This is a genomic window from Mesorhizobium sp. WSM4815, from assembly GCF_055811575.1.
The window spans coordinates 1-25,366 of the sequence record NZ_JBVVQS010000081.1 but is presented as its reverse complement, the minus strand read 5'-3'; the positions used below and the strand labels follow the sequence as shown (position 1 = coordinate 25,366).

The 25,366-nt window shown below is 61.7% G+C and carries 22 protein-coding genes; 7 read left to right on the top strand and 15 right to left on the bottom strand.

The genetic code is table 11. The annotated features are described in order from the left end of the window. Positions 1–3: 3 nt before the first annotated feature. From AC0L2B_RS06620 to AC0L2B_RS06590, 7 genes are all read right to left on the bottom strand, one after another. Positions 4–477: an aminoacyl-tRNA deacylase gene (locus tag AC0L2B_RS06620; RefSeq protein WP_023802548.1), complete on the bottom strand. Its 474-nt coding sequence runs from the start codon at positions 475–477 to the stop codon at positions 4–6. 180 nt (positions 478–657) lie between these two features. Then, entirely contained in the window at positions 658–1,062 is a 405-nt protein-coding gene (locus AC0L2B_RS06615; protein WP_287240597.1) for a cytochrome C oxidase subunit IV family protein, read from the bottom strand. Between the two features lie 31 nt (positions 1,063–1,093). After that, on the bottom strand, positions 1,094–1,816 hold the full coding sequence (locus AC0L2B_RS06610; protein WP_023802546.1) for a heme-copper oxidase subunit III family protein: 723 nt from the start codon (positions 1,814–1,816) through the stop codon (positions 1,094–1,096). A 13-nt stretch (positions 1,817–1,829) separates the two neighbouring features. Beyond that, positions 1,830–2,534, bottom strand: coding sequence for a cytochrome c oxidase subunit 3 (locus AC0L2B_RS06605; protein WP_287240594.1), 705 nt, complete (start codon positions 2,532–2,534; stop codon positions 1,830–1,832). Beyond that, positions 2,531–4,300, bottom strand: a complete 1,770-nt coding sequence (ctaD, locus tag AC0L2B_RS06600; RefSeq protein WP_473744661.1) for a cytochrome c oxidase subunit I — start codon at positions 4,298–4,300, stop codon at positions 2,531–2,533. Before ctaD ends, AC0L2B_RS06605 begins: the two co-directional genes overlap by 4 nt. A gap of 89 nt (positions 4,301–4,389) precedes the next feature. Beyond that, complete coding sequence (coxB, locus tag AC0L2B_RS06595; protein ID WP_473744660.1) at positions 4,390–5,205, bottom strand: cytochrome c oxidase subunit II; 816 nt, start codon at positions 5,203–5,205, stop codon at positions 4,390–4,392. 445 nt (positions 5,206–5,650) lie between these two features. Beyond that, complete coding sequence (locus AC0L2B_RS06590) at positions 5,651–6,559, bottom strand: LysR family transcriptional regulator (RefSeq protein WP_473744659.1); 909 nt, start codon at positions 6,557–6,559, stop codon at positions 5,651–5,653. Positions 6,560–6,706: 147 nt separating this feature from the next. On the opposite strand from AC0L2B_RS06590, the gene AC0L2B_RS06585 reads away from it, so the two are divergent. Continuing rightward, positions 6,707–8,155 (top strand): MFS transporter, encoded by a 1,449-nt coding sequence (locus AC0L2B_RS06585; RefSeq protein WP_473744725.1) that lies wholly within the window; start codon positions 6,707–6,709, stop codon positions 8,153–8,155. A 45-nt stretch (positions 8,156–8,200) separates the two neighbouring features. Here AC0L2B_RS06585 and radC read toward each other — a convergent pair whose 3' ends face one another. Continuing rightward, on the bottom strand, positions 8,201–8,965 hold the full coding sequence (radC, locus tag AC0L2B_RS06580; RefSeq protein WP_473744658.1) for a RadC family protein: 765 nt from the start codon (positions 8,963–8,965) through the stop codon (positions 8,201–8,203). A gap of 236 nt (positions 8,966–9,201) precedes the next feature. Here radC and AC0L2B_RS06575 point away from each other — a divergent pair, with 236 nt between their 5' ends. Next, positions 9,202–9,705 (top strand): hypothetical protein, encoded by a 504-nt coding sequence (locus AC0L2B_RS06575; RefSeq protein ID WP_473744657.1) that lies wholly within the window; start codon positions 9,202–9,204, stop codon positions 9,703–9,705. Here the strand turns inward: AC0L2B_RS06575 and map are convergent. Then, the gene (gene map / locus AC0L2B_RS06570; protein WP_023802538.1) at positions 9,702–10,529 is read right to left on the bottom strand and encodes a type I methionyl aminopeptidase; all 828 of its coding nucleotides are present in this window, start codon (positions 10,527–10,529) and stop codon (positions 9,702–9,704) included. The two genes, AC0L2B_RS06575 and map, sit on opposite strands and share 4 nt — an antisense overlap. Before the next feature lie 302 nt (positions 10,530–10,831). On the opposite strand from map, the gene AC0L2B_RS06565 reads away from it, so the two are divergent. Next, the gene (locus tag AC0L2B_RS06565; RefSeq protein ID WP_473744656.1) at positions 10,832–11,134 is read left to right on the top strand and encodes a DUF982 domain-containing protein; all 303 of its coding nucleotides are present in this window, start codon (positions 10,832–10,834) and stop codon (positions 11,132–11,134) included. 127 nt (positions 11,135–11,261) lie between these two features. Next, a complete protein-coding gene (locus AC0L2B_RS06560) occupies positions 11,262–11,942 on the top strand; it encodes a DUF2161 domain-containing phosphodiesterase (protein ID WP_473744655.1) in 681 nt (226 codons plus the stop codon). Between the two features lie 36 nt (positions 11,943–11,978). Here the strand turns inward: AC0L2B_RS06560 and AC0L2B_RS06555 are convergent, their stop codons facing one another. The 3 genes from AC0L2B_RS06555 to AC0L2B_RS06545 are packed head-to-tail and all read right to left on the bottom strand — an operon-like array spanning position 11,979 to position 16,922. After that, positions 11,979–13,667 (bottom strand): GNAT family N-acetyltransferase, encoded by a 1,689-nt coding sequence (locus AC0L2B_RS06555; protein WP_473744654.1) that lies wholly within the window; start codon positions 13,665–13,667, stop codon positions 11,979–11,981. Between the two features lie 21 nt (positions 13,668–13,688). Beyond that, positions 13,689–15,026, bottom strand: coding sequence for an HlyD family type I secretion periplasmic adaptor subunit (locus tag AC0L2B_RS06550; protein ID WP_091597014.1), 1,338 nt, complete (start codon positions 15,024–15,026; stop codon positions 13,689–13,691). Between the two features lie 12 nt (positions 15,027–15,038). Next, a complete protein-coding gene (locus AC0L2B_RS06545; protein ID WP_473512706.1) occupies positions 15,039–16,922 on the bottom strand; it encodes a type I secretion system permease/ATPase in 1,884 nt (627 codons plus the stop codon). Here AC0L2B_RS06545 and AC0L2B_RS06540 point away from each other — a divergent pair. Further along, complete coding sequence (locus AC0L2B_RS06540) at positions 16,912–17,562, top strand: hypothetical protein (RefSeq protein ID WP_473512709.1); 651 nt, start codon at positions 16,912–16,914, stop codon at positions 17,560–17,562. The two genes, AC0L2B_RS06545 and AC0L2B_RS06540, sit on opposite strands and share 11 nt — an antisense overlap. 342 nt (positions 17,563–17,904) lie before the next feature. Here the strand turns inward: AC0L2B_RS06540 and AC0L2B_RS06535 are convergent, their stop codons facing one another. After that, positions 17,905–19,908: a type I secretion protein gene (locus AC0L2B_RS06535; protein WP_473744724.1), complete on the bottom strand. Its 2,004-nt coding sequence runs from the start codon at positions 19,906–19,908 to the stop codon at positions 17,905–17,907. A gap of 147 nt (positions 19,909–20,055) precedes the next feature. Next, complete coding sequence (locus AC0L2B_RS06530) at positions 20,056–22,134, bottom strand: hypothetical protein (RefSeq protein ID WP_473744653.1); 2,079 nt, start codon at positions 22,132–22,134, stop codon at positions 20,056–20,058. 659 nt (positions 22,135–22,793) lie between these two features. Between AC0L2B_RS06530 and AC0L2B_RS06525 the strand changes: the two genes are divergently transcribed. Beyond that, positions 22,794–23,504 (top strand): helix-turn-helix transcriptional regulator, encoded by a 711-nt coding sequence (locus tag AC0L2B_RS06525; RefSeq protein WP_236377182.1) that lies wholly within the window; start codon positions 22,794–22,796, stop codon positions 23,502–23,504. Between the two features lie 8 nt (positions 23,505–23,512). After that, positions 23,513–23,995 carry a hypothetical protein gene (locus AC0L2B_RS06520; protein WP_027156248.1) on the top strand — a complete coding sequence of 161 codons (483 nt, stop codon included), beginning with the start codon at positions 23,513–23,515 and terminating at the stop codon, positions 23,993–23,995. Between the two features lie 197 nt (positions 23,996–24,192). Here the strand turns inward: AC0L2B_RS06520 and AC0L2B_RS06515 are convergent, their stop codons facing one another. Beyond that, on the bottom strand, positions 24,193–24,720 hold the full coding sequence (locus AC0L2B_RS06515) for a transglutaminase-like cysteine peptidase (protein WP_236389063.1): 528 nt from the start codon (positions 24,718–24,720) through the stop codon (positions 24,193–24,195). Positions 24,721–25,366: the final 646 nt, after the last annotated feature.

Below are 25,366 nucleotides of genomic sequence, written 5' to 3'. Positions count from 1 at the left end.
TGCTTAGTAAGCCGGGTAGCTAAAGCGGGCTTGCTGTGCGTCGCTGGTCAGGTTGCGGAAATCCTTGCCGCTGACATGCACGAGCGTCCTGTGGTCGCCACCCTCGAAATAGATATCGCCGGCATTGCCGAGGCTTTCATCGACAATCACCGGCACATCGTAGGCCGCGCCGATCGGCGGGATGGCGCCGGTGTCGCAATCCTCGAAGAGCGAAACCACCTCGTCCTCGGAGGCGAGCCCAATGCGCTGGTGCATGACGTCCTGCAATGTGCCGAGCTCGATCCTGTGCGTGCTGGGCACCACGGCCAGCGCATAGCCACCGTCGTGGTGAACCACCACCGATTTGGCCATTATGCTGCCGGGCACATGTGCCGCTAAGGCGGACTGCCTGCTTGTCGACGTGCGGTGGTGCTCGACGGTATCGTAGGAAATTCCCTTCTCGTCGATAAAGTCCTTCAATCTGTTTGCGATCGTCATCTTGAGCCTCCCTTCCTGGAGTTCGCGACGGAGAACCGACGAAAATCGTTCCTCCTTCTGTCGTTTTCCGGTGGTGACAAAAATGGGCCAGCTGTCGACCGTTTCAAGGCAACGCAGAGCGGGCCGTGAACAGCCCCTCCGGCTCGCGACGGGAAATGCTGCCCAAACCCGGATTGCGCGTCAGGGCTCGGTCCCAAAAAACAGCGTCCGGGTGAGAAGCGTGTACTCCGATTCGAAGACCATCATTGCCACGAACACCAGCACCAGGATCGGCGGCAATATGATCGCATAGGTCAGCGCCAGCCGCTCCCAGGCCATGTGCATGAAGACCGCGACGATCAGCCCGGCCTTGAGCATCATGAAGATTAGGATCAGCGACCATCTGAGATAGCCCTGGAGGCCGACATAATCGACCAGATAGGAGCAGGCGCTGAGGATGAACAGCCATGCCCAGACCACCAGATAGAGCTTGATCGGGTGCTCCTGATGAACCTCCGCAGGCGCGATGCCTGCTGCTGCCGGATCATGCGCTTGAACTCCGTGCAGCGTATGTTGCCCCAGGCCGTTTGCGGTTGCTTCAGCCATATCTGCCTCTCACCAAAGCCATGTCTGCCTCTCACCAAAGATAGAAGAATGCGAAAATGAACACCCAGACCAGGTCGACGAAATGCCAGTAGAGCCCCATGATCTCGACGTGCTCGTAGCGGCCCCTGCGGCTGGTGAAGAACCCGGGCCGGCCGGTTTCGTAATCTCCGCGCCAGACCTTTCGCGCCACGATGATCAGGAAGATCACCCCGAACGTCACATGGGTGCCGTGAAAGCCGGTGATCATGAAGAAGGATGACCCGAACTGCGCCGCGCCCCACGGATTGCCCCAGGGCCGCACCCCCTCGGAGATCAGCTTGGTCCATTCGAAGGCCTGCATGCCGACGAAGGTCGCGCCGAGCGCTGCGGTCAGAAGCATGAGGATCGCCGTCTTGCGGCGGTCGTGGCGGTAGCCGAAATTCACCGCCATGGCCATCGTTCCGCTGCTCGAGATCAGCACGAAGGTCATGATGGCGATAAGGATCAGTGGAATATTCGAGCCGCCGATATGAAGGGCAAAGACCTCGCTCGGATTGGGCCACGGCACTCGGGTGGACATGCGCGCGGTCATGTAGGAGAGCAGGAAGCAGCCGAAGACGAAGGTGTCGCTGAGCAAGAAGATCCACATCATGGCCTTGCCCCAGGACACGTTCTTGAACGCGCGCTGATCCGAGGACCAGTCGGCGGCGACGCCTTGCAAGCCAGCCGGCCGCGCCTGTGCTTGGCCGGTATGCGTCACTGTCGTGTCTGCCATCCGTCCGGCCCTCCTAGGTCAGCAGCTGTCGGCAAATTTCGATAAAAGTCGCGGCCCAACCGGCCAGAAGTGCAAAAATGGCGAGCCAGACGAAAAGCAGGAAATGCCAGTACATGGCGCACAGTTCGACACTGAGGCGAAGCCGCTCCGGCCGTGCTCCGTTCCAGGCGCCGGCAGTTGTTCTGCCCAGGCCCACCAGCCCGCCCAGTATGTGCAGCCCATGCATCCCCGTTATCAGGTAGAAAAAACTGTTGGCCGGATTGGCGGTCAGCAAGTAGCCGTCGGCGGTCAGTTCCCGCCAAGCCGCAAGCTGTCCGACCAGGAAGGCAAGCGCGGTGAGCCCAGCCGTGACGAGCCCGAGCCTGACCGCGTCGATCTCGCCCCGGCGCGCAGCGACCGAGGCGCATTGCAGCGCGATGCTGCTCAGGACCAGCACGCCGGTGTTGAACCAGAGCACGCGCGGCAGCGGCAGCGCCTGCCAGTCCGACAGCGCCATGCGCATGAAGTAGGCGCTGGTGAAAAGCGCAAACAGGCAGCCGACGACGGCGAGGAAGACGCCGAGCCCGATCTTGGCGGTCGGCAGCGCCGATCCTTCCGGGCCTATAATATCCCCGATCAAACCTTGCTCGAGCCATGGCTTGGCCATCAGCCGCTGATGGGAAAGCCACCATCCGACAAAGCCGACGATGACGAGGAGGAAGACCAGAATGACGCTCATGCCGGCTCCCTGGAGGATCCGAAGGAGCCCGGCATGTTTTGCGGGATAAAGTCCTCATTGGCGCCCGGGACGCTGTAGTCATAGGCCCAGCGATAGACGATTGGCAGTTCCTTGCCGAAATTGCCATGGGCGGGCGGTGTTTCGGACGTCTGCCATTCAAGCGTCGTGGCGCGCCACGGATTGCCGCCGGCCTCGCGGCCGTGGCGAATGCTCCAGATCAGATTGAACAGGAACACGATTTGGGCGAAGCCGACGAGGAACGCCATGATGCTGATGAACGCGTTCAGATCGTGGGCCGACTCGGTCATCACCGTCGTGGCGGTCAGTTCGTTGTAGCGGCGCGGCACGCCCATCAGGCCGATGTAGTGCATGGGAAAGAAAATCAGATAGGCCCCGAGGAAGGTGACCCAGAAATGGAACTGGCCCATGGCCTCGTTCAGCATCCGGCCAGTGACCTTCGGGTACCAGTGATAGATCGCCCCCAAGATCACGAGGATCGGGGCAACGCCCATGACCATATGGAAATGGGCAACGACGAACATCGTGTCCGATAGCGGAACGTCGACGACGACGTTGCCGAGAAACAGTCCGGTCAGCCCGCCATTGACGAAGGTGACGATGAAGGCCAGGGCAAAAAGCATCGGCACGGTGAGGTGGATGTCGCCGCGCCACAGCGTCAGCACCCAATTGTAGACCTTGATCGCGGTCGGGACGGCAATGATCAATGTCGTGGTGGCGAAGAAGAAGCCGAAATAGGGATGCATGCCGCTGACATACATGTGGTGCGCCCAGACCACGAAGCTCAGCGCGCCGATGCCGACGATGGCCCAGACCATCATCCGGTAGCCGAAGATGTTCTTGCGCGCATGGGTGCTGATCAGGTCGGACACGATGCCGAAGGCCGGCAGCGCCACGATGTAGACCTCGGGGTGGCCGAAGAACCAGAACAGATGCTGGAACAGGATCGGGCTGCCGCCGCCGTGCTGCAGTTGTTCGCCCATCTCGACGATGGCCGGCATGAAGAAGCTGGTGCCGAGCGCACGGTCGAACAGCATCATCACGCAGGCGACAAACAGCGCCGGGAAGGCGAGCAGCGCCATGACTGTCGCGGTGAAGATACCCCAGACGGTCAGCGGCAGGCGCATCAGCGTCATGCCGCGTGTGCGGGCCTGCAGCACCGTCACGACGTAGTTCAAGCCGCCCATGGTGAAGCCGATGATGAACAGGATCAGCGAGACGAGCATCAGGATGATGCCCCAGTCCTGGCCGCCTGGTGTGCCGGTCATGATCGCCTGCGGCGGATAAAGCGTCCAGCCGGCGCCGGTCGGTCCGCCGGGCGCAAAGAAGCTCGACACCAAAACCAGCACGGCGAGCAGGTAGATCCAGTAGCTCAGCATGTTGACATAGGGAAAGACCATGTCGCGCGCGCCGACCATCAGCGGGATCAGGTAGTTGCCGAATCCGCCCAGGAACAGTGCCGTGAGCAGGTAGATCACCATGATCATGCCGTGCATGGTGATGAACTGGTAGTAGGCTTCCGGGGTGATGAAGTCGAAGGTGCCGGGGAAGCCGAGCTGCAGCCGCATCATCCAGGACAGCACCAGCGCCACCATGCCGATTGCCGTCGCCGTCGCCGAATACTGGATGGCGATGACCTTGGCGTCCTGCGAAAAGACGTACTTCGTCCACCAGCTGTGCGGATGGTAGAGTTCCATCTCCGCGACTTCGGCCGGCGGTACCCCATCTGCAGGTGTGACATCGACCATATAGGAACACCTCCGTGTCCTTTTCGGCCAGGCTCGACAGTTTCGAGCCGTGCCGCAATTTCAATCCAAATCGCCGTCTTTGCCGGCGTCTACTCTGCCGAGCCCACCTGCTGGGGGGCCGACAATTGCGCAAAAGTCTGCTGTTCGCCGAGCCACGCCAGATAGTCTTCCGACGTGTCGACCATCACCACGCCATTCATCAACGGGTGCCCCTGGCCACAAAGCTCGGCACACAGGACCTGAAAAGTTCCGGTCTTGGTCGGGGTGAACCAGAAATAGGTGACCGAGCCCGGGATCATGTCCATCTTGGCGCGGAATTCCGGCACGTAGAAATCGTGCAGCACATCGATCGAGCGGAGCAGCATCTTGACCGGCTTGCCGACCGGCAGATGCAGATCGGCGGCTTCGACGACGACATCGTCCTGGCCGTTGGCGTCACTGGGGTCTACGCCGAGAGGATTTTCAGGGCTGACGTTGCGGGTGTCGGACGTGCCGAGCTTGCCGTCCTTGCCGGGCAAGCGGAAACTCCACTGCCATTGCTGGCCGACGACTTCGACCTCGGTTGCGTCGCTTGGGACGCTGACGAACTGGTTCCAGACGAACAGGCCGGGAACCAGCATGGCGGTGACGCCGATTGCGGTGACGATCGTCAGCCACCATTCGAGCCGCTTGTTCTCGGGTTCGTATGCAGCCTGGTTGCCCTCCCGGTGACGGAAGCGGAAGACGCAATAAGCCATGAACAGGACGACGGCGGCGAAGACGACGCCGGTGATCCAGAAGGTGATGATAATGGTGTTGTCGATATAGTCCCAATTAGAGGCAATCGGCGTCCACCACCATGGGCTCAGGAAGTGGAACAACACTGAGCCCACAACTACCAAAACGAGTACAAGCGCTATGGCCATATCCCGTTCCTCCCGGCATTCCAAGGGCGCGAAGCCGTCCCAGGAAATGCCAAATGCATCATAGCTCGATTTCCGGTCGAAATTCTAGTGCGGTCTTCCCGTCAGACGAAAACACAATGGCGATGATGTGGAAGAACCCAAGAAGAAGAAGGCTGCGGCGAAGAAAAAACCTGCTGGGGCACCGAACAACACGGCGTTCTGCCGGATCGTGAAAGGCCGCGGGCTCGCGGGGGAGGAGGCTGGTTCGGAATGGTGCCGACGCGATTAAGGCGATTGTTTTTTCGCCGACCGGCTCCTGCTGTCCTGGCGATTCGGCTGCTGTCGGGGCGACGCGAGGCCGTTTTCGACCTAACCGGGTTCAGCGAGGCGGTCGGTCGCAATCGCCGGCACCTGCAACATAGAGTTGCTGTGATCGAATCAGCAACGCGCCCTTGACCGCTGCGCTTTAAGAGATCCAGTGGGTTATTCCGGCGCAAACGTCTCGAACGCAGCCGCGCAGCCACCGGTGCGCCGGATCGGCATCCAGCCGCGGGTGCCACAAAAGTGAGACCGCGATTTCCGGCAGGGGAACCGGCAGAGGGAACCAGAACATTCCATCGCGCAGGTTTCCCGTATAGCGTTCGGGAACGCTGGCGATCAGGTCTGAGGCACGCGCCAGAGCCAGAGCTTCCGAAAAGCCGCTGACGACCGTCACGATCTCCCGTTTCAACCCTAACGGCGCAAGGGCATCGTCGATCGGTCCCCTGTCGAGTCCGCGACGGGAGATGAGGATGTGCCGGCCGGCTGCGTAGCGGGCAGGGGTCATCGTGACCTCGCACAATGGATGTCCCATCCGCACGACGCCGACGAAACGATCACGGAACAGCGCTTGCGCGCGCATCTCCGGTCCCGTGGCCTTTCCGACAACGCCGGTTTCCAGGTCTACGCTACTGTCGCGCAGAGGCGTGCTGTCCTTGTCCGGCTTCAGCACAAAACGCAGCCGCACGCCCGGTGCTTGTTCGCCGACGCGCGCAATGAGATCCGGCCCGAAATTCTCGACAAAGCCATCCCTGTTTCTAAGCGTGAAGGCCCGCTCAAGCCGTTTCAGGTCGAGCATCTCGACAGGACGCAAAACGGCTTCGGCGTTCTGCACAAGCTGACCGACGCGCTCGCGGAGCTCGAGGGCCCGAGGTGTCGGAACGAGGCCGCGTCCGGCCCTGACCAGCAGCGGATCGCCCGTCGTCTCACGTAATCGCGCCAGCGCCCTGCTCATCGCCGACGGGCTCAGCCGCAGCCTTCTGGCGGCGCGCGCCACGCTGCCTTCCGTCAACAACACGTCAAGCGTGACAAGCAGATTGAGGTCGGGATGCGACATATGATGATCGTAGCATGGCCGGGACGATCTGACATGTCGTCAAACGCAATGATTACGTGCAAATGATGCGCCTTCCGCCATCACAAGCAAAGGACTACCTGTCTGCCAGCTCCGTTTCGGGAGTCGCGCCAGAAAACGGAGTTCATGTTGAAGCCAATCGATGCAGGACGGGCAGTCGCCGAAAATCCAGAACGGGCACCTGCGGTTCGGTGGGCGCTCGCCAGCCTTTCGCTATCGATGTTGCTGTCCTCGCTCGGCATCAGCATCGCCAATGTCGCCTTGCCGACGTTGACGCAGGCGTTCGACGCCTCGTTCCAGGAGGTCCAGTGGATCGTGCTGGCTTACCTCCTCGCCATCACCACCCTGATCGTCAGCGTCGGGCGACTGGGTGACATCACCGGTCGCCGGCGGCTGCTGCTGGCCGGGCTGTTCCTGTTTACGGTGGCCTCGGTCCTGTGTGGCGTTGCGCCGACGCTCTGGCTGCTGATTGCAGCCCGGGCGGCCCAGGGCTTGGCGGCGGCCATCATGATGACCCTGACCATGGCTTTTGTCGGTGAGACGGTGCCGAAGGCAAGGACCGGCAGCGCCATGGGGCTGCTCGGAACGATGTCGGCGATCGGCACCGCTCTCGGTCCCTCGCTCGGCGGTCTGCTGATTGCCGGAGCCGGTTGGCGGGCGATCTTCCTCGTCAACGTGGCACTGGGCTTGCTGGCATTTTGTCTCGCCTACCGCTATCTGCCGGCTGATCGCCGGGAGCCGAAGACGGATCGGGCCGGCTTCGACATTGTCGGCACGCTGCTGCTTGCCCTGACGCTTGGCGCCTATGCGCTCGCGATGACGATCGGGCGTGGCAGTTTTGGTCAGCTCAACCTGGCTCTATTCGTGGCTGCAGTCTTCGCGGCCGGTTTGTTTGTGCTTGTCGAGGCGAGAGTGGCGTCGCCTTTGATCCGATTGGCCGCTTTCGGCAATACGATGTTGAGCGCGAGCCTCGCCATGAGCGCGCTCGTGGCGACGGTGATGATGGCGACACTGGTGGTCGGGCCGTTCTATCTGTCTCGTGCGCTCGGGCTCGACGCCGCTGTTGTTGGCATCGTCATGTCGGTCGGTCCGCTTGTCGCCGCGCTGACAGGTGTGCCGGCTGGTCGCATAGCCGACCGTTTTGGCGCTGGGCGGATGACCATCATTGGGCTTATCGCGATAGCCGCCGGTTGCTTCATTCTATCCGTGATGCCGGCAATATCGCGCATCCCTGGCTACATCGCCCCGATCGCCGTCATCACATCTGGCTATGCGCTGTTTCAAACGGCAAACAACACCGCTGTCATGTCGGATATCCGCCCGGACCAGCGGGGCGTCATTTCCGGCTTGCTCAATTTGTCGCGCAATCTCGGGCTCATCACCGGCGCATCCGTCATGGGCGCTGTGTTCGCATTCGCCTCAGAGGCCATCGACATCGCAACGGCGCGGCCCGACGCCGTCGCGACCGGTATGCGGATCACGTTTGCAGTCGCGGCAATTCTGATCATCGTCGCGCTCGTCGTTGCGGTCGGAGGCCGCGTTCTCGCGGCACGCCCGTCGCTGCCTGGCGTGTCATGACACGAGACCGGACGCTTTGGGGCCGATGCTTGTCCAAACAGGGCGTCAGATCAGCAGCAGGCCCTTCATGCTGGCATGACCCTTCTTGCCGATGATGATGTGATCGTGGACGGCGATGCCGAGCGGTTTGGCCGTCTCGATGACCAGCTTGGTCATCTCGATGTCGGCGCGCGACGGCGTCGGGTCGCCTGACGGATGATTATGCGCCAGAATGATCGCCGTGGCGGAGAGTTCGAGCGCCCGCTTGACCACTTCGCGCGGATAGACCGGCGTGTGGTCGACGGTGCCGACCTGCTGCACCTCGTCGGCGATCAGCGCGTTCTTCTTGTCGAGAAACAGGATACGGAACTGCTCGCGCTCCTCGAAGGCCATGACCGACCGGCAGTATCCGAGAACCTGCGTCCAGGACGACAGGACCTCGCGGCCCTTGATCTCGCTACGCGCCGCGCGTTGGGCGGCCGCAGCAACGATCTTCAGATCGAGTGCCACTGCCGGACCGATACCGCTGACCTCCTCAAGCCGTGCGACGGGGGCGCCAAGCACCTCGGCCAGCGTGCCGAAGCGTGCCAGCAATGCCTTGGCGACGGGCTTGGTGTCGGCGCGGGGGATCAGGCGAAACAGCAAGAGCTCCAGCAATTCGTAGTCGGGGAGGGCGTCGGAACCGGCCGCAAATCGTTGGCGCAAGCGGTCGCGATGGCCGAGATAGTGCGGCTTTTCGGGCGACTTATCGACCGAATTGGCTTTCGCGAGCGGTTTTATCGACGTTTCGGGAAAGAAGATCCGTTCGTCATCATCGCTGGTTTTCCCCATGGGCCGCCTGCATTTTCTTGACCGGAAAGATCCGACGCAGGGAGAAGCACTACAGCATCGGCTCGAAATTCGGAATCGATTTTCGAAAGCACGGTGGATGGACTCAAAAAACTTGGAGCATCCTTGCGCTTCCAGCACTAGCGTGCGCTGCAGGAAATTGAAACGGCGGGGCGAGGATATGAAGTCGACAAACCCTCGCCCATCTGCTTCTATTTGTCTCGGTGGAGGGTTCTGACATGTTTAAGACTTTTTTTCTGTTTGCTGCGGCAATTAGTATTCAGCCTGCTTGTGCTTGGGAGGCTAGTACCGAAGGTCCAGATGTGTTTGGTGTGACAAAGGTGATCGCGACCGAAGGTGGCGTTCGCGAATCGCTAATTGTTCAATGTGATAGTAAAGAGTCGTTATTTGTTGCCTATGTCCTCCGCAAGAAAGAGTTTGAAGAGATAACTGAAACGCCGGCAATGCTCTACATCCAAGGCAGCAGCGCCTCTCCGCTTAAGCTCGAGGCGACAATGCGGACGTGGAATGACAATTATGCAGGGGTCGTCGCGATAGGCCGAATACCAGAGTTGATGGCTGTTGTTTCAGAGATCAAAGACTCAAAAGGAAAGGTCAATGTCGGCTACGATATCTCCGGCAACCAAGATTCCGCCTCCTTTAGTTCCCGTGGTTCGACCAAGGCTATGCAGCGAGTAATAGAAGGTTGCAAACTGTCTGATATTCCCTTGCCTCCAGCTTAGGCTGGCAGGCCGGGGCGGTCGAGGTTTTTTGGCGACAGCGTGAAAATCTCGCATCCGGTCTCGGTGACGCCGATCGTGTGCTCGTACTGCGCCGACAGCGAGCGGTCGCGTGTCACCGCCGTCCAGCCATCCGACAGCACTTTTACGTGCGGCCGGCCGAGATTGATCATCGGTTCGACGGTGAAGATCATGCCCGGCCGCATCTCGACGCCCTCGCTGGCGCTGCCATAGTGCAGGATGTTCGGCGCATCGTGAAAGAGCTGGCCGACGCCGTGGCCGCAGAAATCGCGCACCACCGAGCAGCGCTCGGCTTCGGCATAGGTCTGGATGGCGGCGCCGATGGCGCCGGTGCGGGCGCCGGGCCTGATCGCGGCGATGCCGCGCATCAGGCATTCGTGCGTGACCTCGAGCAGGCGCTCGGCGGCGCGCTTGATCGTGCCCACCGGATACATGCGCGAGGAATCGCCATGCCAGCCGTCGAGGATGTAAGTGACATCGATGTTGACGATGTCGCCGTCCTTCAACGGCTTGCTGTCGGGGATGCCATGGCAGACGACGTGGTTGATCGAGGTGCAGGACGACTTGGTGTAGCCGCGATAGTTGAGCGTCGCCGGCAATGCGCCGTGATCCATGCCGAACTCGAAGACGAAGCGGTCGATGGTTTCGGTGGTGACGCCCGGCGCGACGATCGACACCAGTTCGTCGAGGCAGCGCGCGGTGAGATCGCAGGCCTTGCGCATGCCGGCAAAGCCTTCTTCGCCATAGAGGCGGATCTGGCCGGTGTTTCTGAGCGGTGCCGTGGCGGCGTCGAGATAGGTGACCATTGTGTCCGTCTTGCCGGGTGAAAGGGCTTCTGTTGAGCCCGCGAGAAAAGTCCCCCAGATTTGGCACCGGACGGCGCCAGGTTCAAGGACGAACTGCCGGCGATTGGGCTCAAGCCGGCGATATTCATGATTTTGCGGCTTCATCTTGTGCGTGTCCGGCCCCATGCCGGGCCGTTCGTCCGCACTGACGACATATTTTGTGAGCAAGAAGTTTCTGGGCAAGAAGCGGGGCCCGAGCGGAAAGCTGGTCAAAGCAACTTTTTGCGGCGAGCGGCGTTGCTGCGCGTTCTGGAGAGACAGGAATGGACAGATTGCAATTCGAGGTGCCGGTGCGCATCACGGCCGCGCCTGGCCTGCCGGTCGAGGAAATATACAGCGTCGAACAGGCGCTGGATTTCCTGCAAGGCTGGCCGGTTCGCCGCCAGGGCCCAGTCTATCAGGCCGCGTTCAACGCCTGCTTCGGCGCCACCGTCGACCTGGTCGAGACCGAGGCGGCTTGCCGGGCGTTCATGGCATTCTGCCGGGTGAGCCGCCTGCTGGCCAGGGATATGATGGTCCCGCGCAAGCGCGGAGGCGAGGCGAGGGGGCTGAGGCTTAACGGCTGAGTCGGCAAGTCCCAGCAAATTGCTTGATGCATGGCTCCGTGTGTTGACGAGTGGCAAATCTGCCCTCGGTGGCAACGCCTGTCGGTGATGCTGTGCCAACCAGCCACGAATCGGCTATGCCTGCGGCATGCAGGAAACGTCTCTTTACATCCCGGTGAAGCGGTTTCTTGAGAGTCTGGACTTCACTGTCAAAGGCGAGGTTGGCGGCTGCGATGTCGTGGGACTGCGTGACGGCGAGCCGCCCGTGCTCGTCATCTGCGAATTGAAGCTGCAGTTCAACCTCGAACTCATTCTTCAAGGTGTTGACCGTGCTGCGTCATGCGATGAGGTCTGGCTCGCGGCGAGGATGTCAAGTCGAGGCAAGGGCCGCGAGCACGATCGCCGGTTCCGTGCGCTGTGCCGGCGGCTCGGCTTCGGCCTTCTCGGGGTTGGCTCCGCCGGCAACGTCGAATTGCTGCTCAGTCCGGCCGCCTTGCCGCCCCGGCGAGACCCGAGGCGAAGATCGCGCCTGGTGGACGAGCATCGGCGCCGGCGCGGCGACCCTGTAGTCGGCGGCGGCTCCCGTACGCCGGTCATGACCGCTTACCGGCAGGACGCGCTGGCCTGCGCCGCTGCCATGGTCGACGGCCCAAAACGCCCGCGCGATCTGAAAACCATTTCGCCACGCGCCGCCAATATCCTGCTTCACAATGTCTATGGCTGGTTCGCCAGGGCCGAGCGCGGCGTTTATGCGCTTACCGACGTTGGCCGTGCTGCGCTACAGCGCTGGCCTCAACCGGCTTCTGACGAGGCGGCACGAGTCGTTTGAGCGACTTGCAGCGGCAGGCAGACAACGAAGCCCCCGTCAAGTGACAGAGGAGGTGGAGCGGCTTACGGTTGCCGGCCGCGCAACCGTGAGCAGAGTGGTCAGCCCCAGCGGCAGCGACGGCTGGATGACGGGCTTCTCGCGCTCAGGTTTCTTTAGAATGTAGAGCGGCTTGGCTGTCCTCAACTGCTGCAATTGTCGCCGGGCCTTGGCGCGCAGGGCGGTTTCCGCGGGGGCGGGCGATCCATTCTCAAGGACCAGAGTGAAGGCCTGGGCCGCCTCATCCGTCCGCTGCAGGGCGAGAAGGCTGCGGCCCAGGGCATAACGCGCCAGCATGAGGCCTGGATTGAGGTCCGTTGCTCGCCCAAACGACTCGATGGCTGCGGAGTGGTCGTTTAGCGACTGCTGCGCAATGCCCAGGCAAAGCCAGGCGTTTACAGAATGCGGCGACATGGCTGCAAGCGCGGCGAAGCACTCGGCGGCCTGACGGTGATCGCCCTTCGTACCCAGAACGTGACCAAGTCCGTACAGAGCCTGATCATGCGTCGGCTCGGTGTTCAGGATCTGGCGATAGATGTTTTCGGCCTGGATGATCCAACCCTTCTTGTGGAGGCCGGCCGCCTGCTGCAACGCGCCGACCAAGGATCGCCTGTCCAACTGGTCGCCAAGGTTCCGGCCGGTTTTGGTCCGCACAAGAGTGCAGTTGAGGACGGTGTCGTGGGTGCCGAAGGAATATTTGTAAGGTTCGTTGCCGCGCAGGAAATCATATGTCCGGAAACCGTTCTCGATCGCGCGGCGGATGCAATAACCGTGCAGGACCAGTCCCGACGGCAGCATGTCGGCCGTCTCGTCGCGCCCGACCATGTGGAACAGCATGCTCTTCTTGACCGGATCGAGGAAGATCGCGAGAGCGCTCAAGGGCCGGTCGCCGTGCCAAAGTACAGGCACAAACAGCGTGCCCCGTTCGAAAGCTTGCCTGAACAGCGATCGGTTGCTCTTGACCAGGCCGGGAACCAGCTTCCCCTTCCGCGGCGTCCACTTGATGCGCCAGAACTCGAGCAGGATGTCGATATCGCGCTCGATGGTAGAGGCGTCGGCATGCGTTATGCGAAACTCGTCAGAGTTCTCCAGTTTCCGGAGAAATCTCCGCATCTTTTGGCGGGTGTTAGCGCTGAGATTGTGCAGAAGATAATCTTCCCATGAGGACGGGAGGTCGATGGCCGGGCATATGCAGTTGTCAATATTGTCAACCTGGTTGACGCGCCTTATCCGACGCATCGTCAGCCGATTGTCGGAAAGCTGCTCCATCAGCCAGCTCATCCTGCGTTCCGACATCCGCAGGTTTTCCAGATGCAGGCTGGCCCAATGCATCGTCTTAAGATGTTTCGCGAATACCGCGATTGCCCGGTAGGCGTATTCCGGCGCGCAGAGGATGCCGGTATAATCGGCTGCGAGGTTTCCCCCCATATACACTTCATGGTAGATTTCGCCGGTATTTTTCCTCATGCTGGTGCGCAGCCGGAGCGGCAGAAGCGCGACATAGGGAGAGTCCGGCGGCCCCTTGCGTGCCGCCAAAATGAACCATTCACCGTCGAAGCGTCGAAGATAGTGGGAAAGAAAGTCCCACGAGACGAAGAAATGCGCGTCGGGATCCCTGGCGTAGAGGTCGTCCCAGTTGTCGCGAAGCCCGTTCAGTTCTTCCGGGCGTGTCAAGACGTCGATCTGCATACTTACCCCCCGCCTCTACAGTCAGCGCTCATTAAATGCCCTAGCCATGCTGTCCTTGATCGGCTTGGACAGGTAGCTGAAAAAGGTCCGCTCCGCCGTCTGGATGAGAATTTCAGCGGGCATGCCTGGCGTCGGAACAAATCCAGGCACGCGAGCCAGTTCGCTGACTGGCAGGTTGACGCGCGCCAAATAGACCTCCTTTGCGGTCGGACCGGAAGCGTCGGGGAGCGAGTCGGCAGAGACGTAGTAGACTTCGCCGTTCAGAACCGGCGTCGTGCGCGCGTTGAGCGCGACCAGCCGTACCGTCGCCTTTTGTCCGACCTTGACATTGTCGATCTCGGTGCGAGGCACCTGCGCTTCTATGATAAGCGGCACATTCGCCGGCAAGATCTCCATGATGCTCTTGCCGCTCTCGATCACGCCGCCGGACGTGTGGTAGAACAGCCGCACGACAGTGCCCGAAACCGGCGCATTGATCGTCGCTCGGCGCAGCACGTTTTGCGCCTCGCGGGACTGTTCACGGATGCTGTCCAGTTCGGTTTCAACGCCCTCGAGCTCGTCGAGCGCCGCCTGGCGGTAGGCGTTTTCTGTCTGCCGCATCTCCTGTTCGTGCTTGATGACCTGGGCGCCGGTCTCGGATATCTCGGCTGAGAGCCGCCCCATCTGCCCTTCGGCATCTGCTATGGCGCGCTGAATCGCCTTGATCTCGGTCGCGCGGATCAATCCTTGGTCGAGCAGGGTCTTCTTGCCGGTATACTCCTCGCGTAGCAGACCGAGCTGTATCGTGACCGCTTTCAGCAACTGCTCATAACCGCCCGCCCGGAACTTCAGGGCGCCGATGTTCTGGTCGAGCAATCGGATCTCGCTGCTCATTTTGGTGCGCGAGCCCTCGAAGTTGAGACGCTGGCTATGCACGATCGAAGCAATTTCCGGGTCGTCGCGATTTTCGGTTATTGTGGCCGGGAACGTAATTGTCTCCGCCCCATGCACCTCGGCGGTCAAGCGCGCCACGATCGCTTCAAGGCGCGCCTGGCGGAAGAACAACTGCCGTTCCTTTGCCCGCGCGGCCGTTTCGTCGAGCAGCACCAAAGGCTGATCGGTTACGACATGGTCGCCTTCGCTAACCAGAAGCTGCTTGATGATACCCCCTTCGAGGTGCTGGATGATCTTGTTCTGCCCAGTGGCCACGAAGCTTCCTTGCGCGACGATCGCGGCTGCGAGCGGTGCCGTGAATGCCCAGGTGCCAAATCCGCCGAAGGTGACGGCCATCAGCAGCAATCCGGCGGTCGTCTGCTTCCAAATGGAACGCGGAACGGCGCCATACCATTGAGCGTCTTCGATCTTGGCTATTTCCTTCACGGCCGTTCTCTCTCATTTGACCTGAATATTGGCAAAATGGCCGCCATCGAGGCTCATGCCGCGCGCCGCCAAAGCCTGGAGCACGTCCTGACGCATTCCGAAAAGAGCCACGGTGCCGTTGACGAGCACCAGGATCTTATCCACGGTCTGCAGCAAAGCAGGCCGCTGCGTGATCGTGACCATCGTGATCTTTTGCTCTTTGGCTTGCTGTAGAGCGCGCGACAAAGCCAACTCGCCAGCAGTGTCGAGGTTCGAATTCGGCTCGTCGAGGACCACCAATTTCGGGCTGCCGAAAAAGGCGCGCGCCAGAGCGATACGCTGCTTCTGCCCGCCAGAAAGCGGCGCGCCGTCGGCGGCGACAAAGGTCTCGTAGCCATGCGGAAGCGAGGCGATCAGTTCGTGAACGTCGGCCAGCTTGGCGGCTTCGTAGATTGCGCCATCGTCGACGTCTTCGCGCATTCTGGCGATGTTCGCCTTGATCGACCCCGGGAAAAGCTGCACGTCCTGGGGAAGGTAGCCGATGCTTTCACCAAATTGCCGCTGATCCCAGTTCCGCAGGTCCATCAGGTCGAGCCGCACGCTTCCCGAAGTGGGAAGGATCGAGCCGACGAGCATTTTGCCCAGGGTCGTTTTACCGGCGCCCGAATTGCCGATGATCGCCAGCGAGTCTCCGGCCTCCAGCCCAAAGCCGATGCCATTGAGCACGACACGTTTGGTTCCTTGCGGCACGAACAGCAGCCGCTCGACATCGAGGCGCCCTTCCGGACGCGGCAGCTTCAGGCGTTCGAAGTTCAGCGGGGATTCCTTCAGCAGCGCACTGATGCGGCCAAAGGCGGCGCGTGACTGCACAACCTGGTTCCACCCTTCAATCGCACCCTCGATCGGGCCAAGTGCGCGACCGGCAATGATTGACGCGGCGATGACCATGCCGCCCGTGACCGAGCCTTCGATGGCCAGATAGGCGCCCCAGCCGAGCATTATGACCTGGGTCAGCAGCCGGACGCCCTTGGAAAGAGAAGCAAAGGCTATGTTTCTGTCCTGAGCTATGACCTGCCATTTGAGCGAGTTGCCGGTATCCTTGCCCCAGATCCACACGGCTTCGGGGATCATCGCCAGCGCGTTGATGATCTGCGAGTTGCGCGACATCGAATCGACGTGGAGGTTGGCTTTGGTTTGGCTTGTGTTGGCCTCGCCGAACGGCTTGGCGGTTGCGCGCTGGTTGGCGAGCGTGATGGCCAGCAGCAGCAGCGCCGTCGCCACGACGATAAAGCCGAGGTCGGGGTGGATCAGGAATATCGCCAGCATGAACAACGGGGCCATCGGCGCATCGAGAAGAGACAGCAACGTGCCGGACACCAGAAACGTACGCAGCTGCTGAAGATCCCCCAGCGTCTGATATTCGCGCCCGTTGCTGTGCAGTGAAGCCCTGGCGGCTGCGCTGAGGATTGGTCCGCCCAGTTGGGCGGCGACCTCGACCGCTGTGCGCATGAGGATGAAGCGCCGGATGGCGTCAAAAACCGACTGCAGGATGACTGCGCCGACGATCACGATCGTCAGCATCACCAGGGTGTCGACCGAGCGGCTCGTCAGCACGCGATCCGAAATCTGGAAGAGGTAGACAGGTATCGCAAGCACCAGCACGTTGGTCGCGATCGTGAAGATCATCACCGCAATGAGGTTCTTCTTGACCGCGCGAAGGCCGGCTGTGAGGCTGGCCGAGAGATCGACTGGGCCGAGACGCTTGTGGAATGCGCCGCCGCCGCCGCCATTGCCGCCGCCACCGCCGCCCCCCTTGCCGGTTCCGGTCGGGCCGCCGCCGCCAGGCACTTCCCGGGCAAGCAAGGGACCGCGGTCGCCCTCGATTGTCACGCCGGGCAGAACCGGCTTGTTCTTCATCTCCTGCGTGGGCGGCTCTACTCGCGCGCTCGGCTGGTCCTGCTTGCCGGGCGCGTCCTTCGGCGCGTTCGGCGTCTTGCGTTCCAATATTTCCGGCTCGGGCTTGCGCGCCGGTTCTTCCTTTGGTGGCAAGGCGCGCTGGGCCGGCTCGGAGATCCGAGGGCTTGGTGGCCGGATCTCCTGCGTGGGCGGCTCTACTCGCGCGCTCGGCTGGTGCTGCTTGCCGGGCGCGTCCTTCGCCGCGTTCGGCGTGTTGCGTTCCAATATTTCCGGCTCGGGCTTGCGCGCCGGTTCTTCCTTTGGTGATACGGTGCGCTGGGCCGGCTCGGAGATCCGAGGGCTCGGTGGCCGGATCTCCTGCGTGGGCGGCTCTACTCGCGCGCTCGGCTGGTCCTGCTTGCCGGGCGGGTCCTTCGGTGCGTTCGGCGTCTTCCGTTCCAATATTTCCGGCCCGGGCCGGCGCGCCGGCTCTTCCATTGGCGCTACGGCGCGCTGGGCCGGCTCGGAGATCCGAGGGCTCGGTGGCCGGATGGGGTCGGGCCTTCTCATGCTGTCTGCGGCTGGAGCAGTGGGCGTGGCCGGCGACGGAGCCGAAGGCACTTTTGCTTGCGGGGAGGGAGGTTGCACCTCGCGTTGCTGAGCGCTTCTATCACCAGGTAAAGGCGCGGTTGAAGGGCGCGCTTGTTCGGTGATCTTGGCTTGTTCGGTGACCTTGGCTGGCGTCGCGTCGCGAAGCGATGTCGGCGTTTCGGCTGGCCGGGCGTCCACTATGCGCCACAATTCGGCAACGACATCGTCCAGTTTTTCCACCGAACGATCGACCGCCCTGCTGTGACGAAACAAAGACTGTGCGATCGGTTCGGCGGCGCTTCGCCCGACTGCTTCGCCGCCGTCATCCGGCCGATCCCATTCTGGTTCCTGGGCGAAAGCGCGCCCGGTTTGATCGCGATCTTCGGTCATTGCTGCCACCCCGGTTCGAAAATCACGCGAGAACGCTTTGCATCGGATCGGAATAGGTCTCAGGCACGAGCGATGGATACGCCACGTTTTGAGAGGCTTCCGGCGCCAGCATGTCATCGTCGAGGAAAGCGACCGCTTCATTCACCAGCACGTCGGGATTCTGGCCGCCAAGATCGGGGCCGGTGGAAATCAGCTCTGCCTGGATGAGGATCTCGTCCGAATAGATGCCGCCGCCGACATAGGTCTTGCCGGTGGAATCCACGTCGGCAATGTAGGCATAATTGACCAGCGAGTTGGTTCCCGTCGAAATTGTCCAGTCCGCCTCCGGATGCGCCAGCGCATTCATGGCCAGGGCCACCTGATCGCTGTCACCAAGAATGGTGGTCTGTTTGATGTATTGCAGATTGAGGATGTCGCCGGAGATGTAGAGCACCCGAATCGCCCCGATGCCCGCGAATGGGCCATCGCCCAGTATGTCGGAAAGGTCGCCGTTGCCGTTCTGCAGGCTTTCACACGCCTTGCGATAAGCTTCAGACATCGCCTCGAAGCGATCGCCGGCGCCGTAATTGACGATGTTGGCCTGGTTCCAAAGCAGATTGTCGCTGGTGGAGGCCGCGCCTTGGCCGGTTGTCTGGAAACCGTCGACCGCGCCGATCAGGTCGTTGTCCAGGAGCACGTTCAACTGATGGATGATGTTGGCGTCGTAAATGTTTCCGCCGACGACGATCAGGTCGTAATTGAAGCCCAGTTCGTCCAGCGAAATGTCGTTAGCCGCCGTGTTGGCGCCGGCTGTCACCAGCGTCTTGACTCCCGATGACGACAGGATGGAAACGTCATTGTCCATCATGAAGGTGTATTGCTGGATCCAGTTCATGATGAGCAGGTCGCCTTCGACCTCGGTGACAACCCAGTGCTTGGGAAAGTCACCCTGCTTGGCCTGCGACGCCGCAGCTTCCGCCGACGGATCGATGCGCTTGAACATCGCGATATTGAAGCCTTGGGTCGGATCGGTGGCGTTCAGGCCCCAACCGTTGATGGAGGAACTGACGAGGTCGCTGTCGCACGAGACATTGATCTGAATGATCGCGTTGAGCTCGACATGGTCGCCCATCACCGCGCAAACCGGCGACTGCAGCCAATTGTTGGCCATCGCCACGCTGTTGACGAGGAGATTGCCGCCGGCTTCCAGCTCGACCGAAACATCGATGTCGATGCTTCCGGACCCAGGCGTGTAGGAGGGTTGCTCGGCCTCTTCTTCCTTGTCCTCGTCCTCCTCCTCGGCTCGACGGTGCTTCTCCGGGAGGTGATCGTCGAGCTTGGGCGCTTCGTCCACGGATTGCCCATTGACGTAAGTGCCCTCGATGACGTCGGCCTTGACGACGAAAACATCGGCTTCGCCATCCGTTTCCTCCGGATAGCCGTTGAGCCGTTCGCCGGCTGTCTTGATGACAGCCACTATCTCCTCGGACGAACCCGGCATTTCCAGATCGTCGATCGGCGACAGATCCGCCGCCGCGCCCAGCAAGGTTGCCATTTCGGCAGCATGGTCCGCTGCTGCGGGAGAGAATTTCAGGCCATGTCCGCCAGCGCCTGTATAGTCGTTGTCGGAGAGCCGAACCTCCTGATTGATAAGGACCGCCACCGAGCCAGGGGGCTCGATATGGGGCAGGATCAGGCGTGAGGGCGCACTCCCCATCGGGTACGCTTCCTGGGGAAGCAGGAAACCTGGATAGGCGACGTCCGGCTGCGGGATCGCGGGGATGTCTGGAGGAACGAATTGGAAATCCGACCAGGGTGTCGACAGGACAAGTTTTGGTGGAACTGGCGAATACTCGATGGAGGGAACGAAATCCTTCAGAGTGTATCCTGCGTCGACGTTGACCGTCTGACTAGCAAGCTCCGGCGTTTCTTCCTCGACCGCCTGGGCCGCCTTGAATTCGTCATAGGCCTTCCTGAGACGGGCTTGCTCCAGCGTGATTTCAAAGAGTCCCACAAAGTGGCTGATCGCCTCGGTGATCTTGTCCATATACACGGAAGTTTCCTCCGGTTTTCGAGATCATCCGCGCCCTTGCCGGGTCGCGCTTCTCTTCTCTGGTTCGAAAGACTGCGCGGGGTTTTCCCCCGCGCAGTCCCTTTTTTGCAGGTCCCGCCGTTGCGAGACCTGCCATGCCAGTTATGTCGCGTCGTCTTCGCCAACCACCGAGCTGGTGAGGTTGCCGCCCACTACGGTCATGTCGACCGAGTGGCCTTGCAGGTTGGCGCCCATGACGATCTGCTGGTTGAAGCCGTTCATGTCGATGGTGCCATTGGCGTTGGCCTGGCTGATGGCTTCAATGTGCTGGTCGTGGCCGATATTCGACCCCCAGCTGCCGCCGTCGCCGCCAGCGCCAGCCGCGCCGCCGGTCGCAGTCGCTGCGCCGCCGTTGCCGCCAGCGCCGCCCGTGGCGTCGCCGCTCCAGGCATAGCCACCGTCCGCTCCGTCAGCCCAAGCGCCGCTGAGAGCAACCGCGCCCGTTCCACCGTTCGCCGTCGAAGCGCCGCCGGTCGCATCGCCGCCAGTCGCGTCGCCGTTCGTGGCCGCACCGCTGGTAGCTGCGCCACCGGTGTTGACGTTGCTTGCCAGGCCGCTGCCGGCGCCGCCGCTGCCGGCTCCGCCGGTTGCGTCGCCGCTCGTGCCAGCCCCACCCGCGCCGCTGGTTCCACTGCCGCCGGCGCCGCCGACGCCAGAGCCAGAACCAGTGCCGGAGCCGGAGCCGGAGCCAGCGCCGCCGGTCGAGTCTGCGGCGCCGCCAGTCGAGGTTGCAGCACCGCCATCGACATCGGCGAAGTTGCCGGCATTCGCGCCGCCGCCGCCGCCGCCGCCGCCACCGCCGCCGCCGCCGCCGGTGTTGCCGGCATCGGTGTCGCCATTCGCGGCGATCGGGATAGCTACGGCGACGTTGTCATCCTTGGAGAACCAGGCATCGCTGTCGCTGCCAGCTTCGGCATCGTCCATCAGCGCCAGGGCAACCGGCACCGCGGTCGAGTTGCCGCCGTTGCCGCCATTGCCGCCGTTGCCGCCGTCGCCAGCCTTGGCGTCGGCAAAGCCAAGCGCGCCAGCGTCGCCGCCCTTGGCGTCGGAATTGCCGCCGTCGGCCTTGGAGTCGCCGCCGACGCCGACGCCCAGGCCGAGGCCCAGACCGAGCCCGACGCCGTCGCCGCCGTCGCCGCCCTTGGCGTCGCCGCTGTCGCCGCCATCGGCTTCGCCGCTGTCGCCGTAGCCGCCCTTGCCGTCACCGCCGAGGCCTGCACCGACTGCCACGCCGTTCGCGTCGCCGCCCTTGGCGTCGCCGCTAACCGCGATCGGCACGGCGTCGCCGCCATTGGCGTTGCCGCCGTCGGACTTGGCGTCAGCGGAGCCGACGACAATCGGCACGCTCACGGCCACACCGCCGCCCTTGGCGTCGCCAGCCTTGGCGTCGCCGCTATCGGCATCGCCGCCCTTGGCGCCGAAGCCACCAAAAGCGACCGAATCGCCAGCATGGCCGCCGTCGCCGCCGGCATCAATGCCTTCCTCGGACTTGGCGTAGCCACCCTTGGCGTCGCCCTTGTTGCCGAAGTAGCCATCATTCTTGACCGTCGCGCTGCCGAGATAGTCGTTGTCCTTCATGTCGCCGGTCTGGTTGATGATGGTGGCGCTGTGGCCATTGCCAGCCCCGGCAAACGCGCCGTTCAGGACATCCGAGAAGCTGACGTCGTCGCCCGGATCGAAGCTGATGTCGCCGTCGCGGCTGAACATCATGACGCCGCCGAGGCCGACAGCCACGTGGTCGAGGTCAGCGAAATCGTCGTCCGACTTTCCGTCCGACGACGCGTGGGCGCTAACACTGGCTTTAACGTCGGTGTGGTTGGTGTTGGAGTTGGAGTTGTTGTTGTTGTTGTTGCTATTGTTGCTGTTGTTGTTGCTGCTCGAATTGCTATTGTTGTTGTTGTTGTTGCTGGTCGAATTGGCCGTAGCGTCAGCGTCGCCAATGCCGATGCCGGCTCCGATGCCTACGCCTACGCCGACGCCGACACCGGTGGAGTCAGCGTCGCTCTTGGCGTCAGCGTCGGATTTTGAGTCGGCATCGGATTTGGCGTCGGCGCTGGCGTCGCTCTTGGCGTCGGCGCTGGCGTCGCTCTTGGAGTCAGCGTCGGATTTTGCATCGGCATCGGCATCGGCGACGTCGCCGATGAACTGCCAACCGGTGTTATTGTTGGTGCGAGAAGTCATTGTCGTTCCCTCGGTTAGGGGCCGCGACAACCGAACCACATTCATTCTGACGTGGTCTTGGGCTGCTCGCGGCCGTTAAGTTTTCATGTGGTTGGTTTGGATCGCCTGCGCCTAGGGGACTAAGGCCGGAGATCCGGTCATCGTCTGTTTGTACGGCGTCACCTCCCTTTGACGGGGGAGCGAGGCAGCCAGGTTGCGCACGAGTTTCCGCCTGCGCCGCCCAACGGTGCGGTCGCTCGCTGCTCTCGTGACTCTCTGGATGTTCCCCAAGCTCCCAATTCGGAACATTGGAAGTCTGTGACCGTCAGCGGTAAAATGTAAGCTGATAGTTGGAGCTAGCCCGTTTGGGACGAGCTGCTCGCCATGAAGGGTTAAATCCTGGACGGTGACTAGGTCGGCAGCAATCGTGAATCGCGGACAGTTGCGCGCCGCGCCGCTGCCAGCACGGGTTGCCCTAGCAATTGCCTAGCTCGTCAGGACTATATTTTTTCGCCTATTTTTGAGTTAGGAAGTCGTTAACGTGTGTCGTCCGGGTAGGGGTTCCCGGCCTTTAGTGAGTGCTAGTAACGGGGTGGGCCATGAGTGGGGTGGATGGGGTGGAGGCGAGCGGACGAGGTCGAGCTGATACAGCCGATAGAGAATCCTGGGCCCGACGAACCTTGCTGTTCATCGCCCCTGACGACACGATCTCCGATAGCCTGGTGCATGCCGTCGAAAGGGAATTCCCGTGGATCGGGGCTGAGCGCGTTCGCGACCTGTCCGCCACCTGGGCTGCGTTCGATCCCTCGGTTTCCCTCATTCTGATCGATGCGGTGTTTCTGAGCGAGATCGATTCCTGTTCCGCCCAGCTGGCCCGCTTCCACCCGGCAGCCATGACCGCTGTGATGCAGGACGACGGCAGGAGGCCGCTTTCCCCCGATGAGGTCTTTGCGTCGCGAGTGGTGCGCGGCGTGCTTCCCATGAACCTGAAGCTGGATGTGTGGCTTTCCGTAATCAGGCTCATGCTGCGCGGAGGCGAATATTTCCCCTTGGCCATGTTCCAGCCGTACCTGAACAACGGCATCCCACATAGCGACGCGAAGGAAGCGAAGCCCGCCATCAAACGGCAAGCCGCACTAGAGGAGTCAGGCCAGCTGACATGTCGGGAGAGTCAGATCCTGGAGATGGCGTCGCAGGGACTGCAGAACAAAACCATAGCGGCCGCACTTCGCCTTTCCGAACACACCGTCAAAATTCACATGCACAACATCATCAACAAGCTGGGCGCCCACAACAGGACTGAAGCCGCAGCCCTTTTTCATGCCAGACGGGTTGCGGCCGCTGGAATGGTTCCCGGTGCGGATCGCCCGGTGATCTCAACTCTCACGTGAGCAGGTCGATGCCACGCTTCCAGGAGATTTTACTGCTTGTTGGTCAATTGAACTACACATGGACCAACACAGAAAGCTTGCTTATTTACCTGATTGCCGGTCTGGCGAAAGTAGACAAGGAGACTGCGATCGTCATTTTCCTGACGCTGAACACCACGCGTGCACGGATCGAACTGGTCGAGCGGTTGGCGAAGATGGCGGGAACACCGGTTGAATGCCGACGCCAGGTCCTGGAGATCGCCAGCCAGCTTACCCGGCAGGGAAAGCTGCGCAACAAATACAGCCACTGCATCTATTCGTTCGACGAAACGGGAACGCATGCGAGCACGCAACTAATGCGCATCTTCGACAGCAAGGATGCAATCAAATATGGGAAGATCGAGGAGCTCGACGATTCCGAGATGAAGCGGATCAGCGCCTCCATCCAGGCGATCAGCGCAATCAACAAGGATATTTGGCGGGTCGTCGAAAGCAATTCCTTCCCGCATTGAATTGCTTGTCCTGTGCCGCGCGCATCGAAGTTGACGTAGGCGGCGATCGGGTCCGGGCCGCCGTGACGTCCGCCTGGACGCCTTATCGCGCAGAGCCAGTGACGTCGCGGCCAACGGTCGGGCTGAGGACACCAGATGAAAGATAGATCCGGTTAGCGCCGCGTCGAAATCGGCGCGGGGCGATCAAGGCACGGGTGTCAGGTTCTTATCCGCGTCCACTTGCCGTTTTCGGACTGGGACTGCCGAGCAAAATAACGGTACGAGGTCCGTGACCAGTTCCTGATCGCGCCCGTCCTGTTATCCAGCACCAGATCGCCCTGGTTCGTCCGCACCGTCAGGACCGTATGACCTGCGCCGCCAAGCGTCGCAACGGTCAGCAACATGGCGGATGCGGGCCACCCGCGTTTCAACAGCTCGGCTTTCTTGAGGATGGCGAAATCCTCGCAATCGCCTTCGCCGGTCGGCAAGCCCCAGACGTCGGCTCGTCCTGCGGAGTCTCTGTCGCCTCTCTCCTTGATGCGGCGATTGACCGACTTGTTCACGCTCGCAAGTTCCGCTTCCAGCCTCGGCGTGAGTTCGACCGCTTTGACCTTGCCGCGGGTGCTGCACAGCGCCGGATCGCTGGCGCAGAATTTGTAGAAGGCGGCCGGTGCAAAGGCGTAGCCTTGCGTGGCCATCTTCGTTGCTGTTCCGGTTGTTTGATTGCTGCAGCCGGCCAACAAAATGGCCGCCGCGAGAAGCGTCGCTGAACGAATCACTGAGTGTCCCCTTTTGGTGGGTCGCCATAATCCTTATGGGGGTTGGTAAATCAATCCTGAGAATCGCGATTGCGCAGGAACAAATTGTTTGCCATACTTAACAAAGTGTTACCGATGGTCGGTAATATTGATCCTTCGCGCAACCAAAGGGGACGGGAGCGCCTTTTTTTCCCTCAAGGAGGAAGAAAATGCACCTGTACCCTGACGTCTCAAGCACGATTCTAAGAATACTGCTCCTTTCATCCGCTGCCTTCACGGTGGCAATGATCACACCGGCAACCGCACAGCAGAGTCAACGTCCTCGGCTTGCGGCTGCACAGTGCCAACCTCTCACTGAAGCCAATTTCGCGCTTTGCTGTATTGCAGCCAACCGCACCAGCATTCTTTCCGCCGCGCAAATCGACATGTGCCCGCCGGTTACCACGGCCCTTATCACCGCCGCCTTGAACGAGGGCGGCGATGGTGACGGCGGCAATGGCGGCGGCAGCGGCGGCAATGGCGGCGATGGTGACGGCGACGGCGATGGCGACGGCGACGGCGATGGTGACGGCGACGGCGACGGCGATGGTGACGGCGACGGCGACGGCGGCAATGGTGGCGGCGGTGGCGGCGG

What these genes read in the sequence shown, in the direction of transcription:
- AC0L2B_RS06555 (WP_473744654.1), bottom strand. Translation starts at nt 13,667, where the DNA reads ATGCAGATCGACGTCTTGACACGCCCGGAAGAACTGAACGGGCTTCGC.
- AC0L2B_RS06605 (WP_287240594.1), bottom strand. Translation starts at nt 2,534, where the DNA reads ATGAGCGTCATTCTGGTCTTCCTCCTCGTCATCGTCGGCTTTGTCGGA.
- AC0L2B_RS06560 (WP_473744655.1), top strand. Translation starts at nt 11,262, where the DNA reads ATGCAGGAAACGTCTCTTTACATCCCGGTGAAGCGGTTTCTTGAGAGT.
- AC0L2B_RS06610 (WP_023802546.1), bottom strand. Translation starts at nt 1,816, where the DNA reads ATGGCAGACACGACAGTGACGCATACCGGCCAAGCACAGGCGCGGCCG.
- AC0L2B_RS06545 (WP_473512706.1), bottom strand. Translation starts at nt 16,922, where the DNA reads ATGAAGAACAAGCCGGTTCTGCCCGGCGTGACAATCGAGGGCGACCGC.
- AC0L2B_RS06575 (WP_473744657.1), top strand. Translation starts at nt 9,202, where the DNA reads ATGTTTAAGACTTTTTTTCTGTTTGCTGCGGCAATTAGTATTCAGCCT.
- AC0L2B_RS06520 (WP_027156248.1), top strand. Translation starts at nt 23,513, where the DNA reads ATGCCACGCTTCCAGGAGATTTTACTGCTTGTTGGTCAATTGAACTAC.
- AC0L2B_RS06535 (WP_473744724.1), bottom strand. Translation starts at nt 19,908, where the DNA reads ATGGACAAGATCACCGAGGCGATCAGCCACTTTGTGGGACTCTTTGAA.
- AC0L2B_RS06620 (WP_023802548.1), bottom strand. Translation starts at nt 477, where the DNA reads ATGACGATCGCAAACAGATTGAAGGACTTTATCGACGAGAAGGGAATT.
- AC0L2B_RS06615 (WP_287240597.1), bottom strand. Translation starts at nt 1,062, where the DNA reads ATGGCTGAAGCAACCGCAAACGGCCTGGGGCAACATACGCTGCACGGA.
- AC0L2B_RS06565 (WP_473744656.1), top strand. Translation starts at nt 10,832, where the DNA reads ATGGACAGATTGCAATTCGAGGTGCCGGTGCGCATCACGGCCGCGCCT.
- radC (WP_473744658.1), bottom strand. Translation starts at nt 8,965, where the DNA reads ATGGGGAAAACCAGCGATGATGACGAACGGATCTTCTTTCCCGAAACG.
- map (WP_023802538.1), bottom strand. Translation starts at nt 10,529, where the DNA reads ATGGTCACCTATCTCGACGCCGCCACGGCACCGCTCAGAAACACCGGC.
- AC0L2B_RS06530 (WP_473744653.1), bottom strand. Translation starts at nt 22,134, where the DNA reads ATGACTTCTCGCACCAACAATAACACCGGTTGGCAGTTCATCGGCGAC.
- AC0L2B_RS06590 (WP_473744659.1), bottom strand. Translation starts at nt 6,559, where the DNA reads ATGTCGCATCCCGACCTCAATCTGCTTGTCACGCTTGACGTGTTGTTG.
- ctaD (WP_473744661.1), bottom strand. Translation starts at nt 4,300, where the DNA reads ATGGTCGATGTCACACCTGCAGATGGGGTACCGCCGGCCGAAGTCGCG.
- coxB (WP_473744660.1), bottom strand. Translation starts at nt 5,205, where the DNA reads ATGGCCATAGCGCTTGTACTCGTTTTGGTAGTTGTGGGCTCAGTGTTG.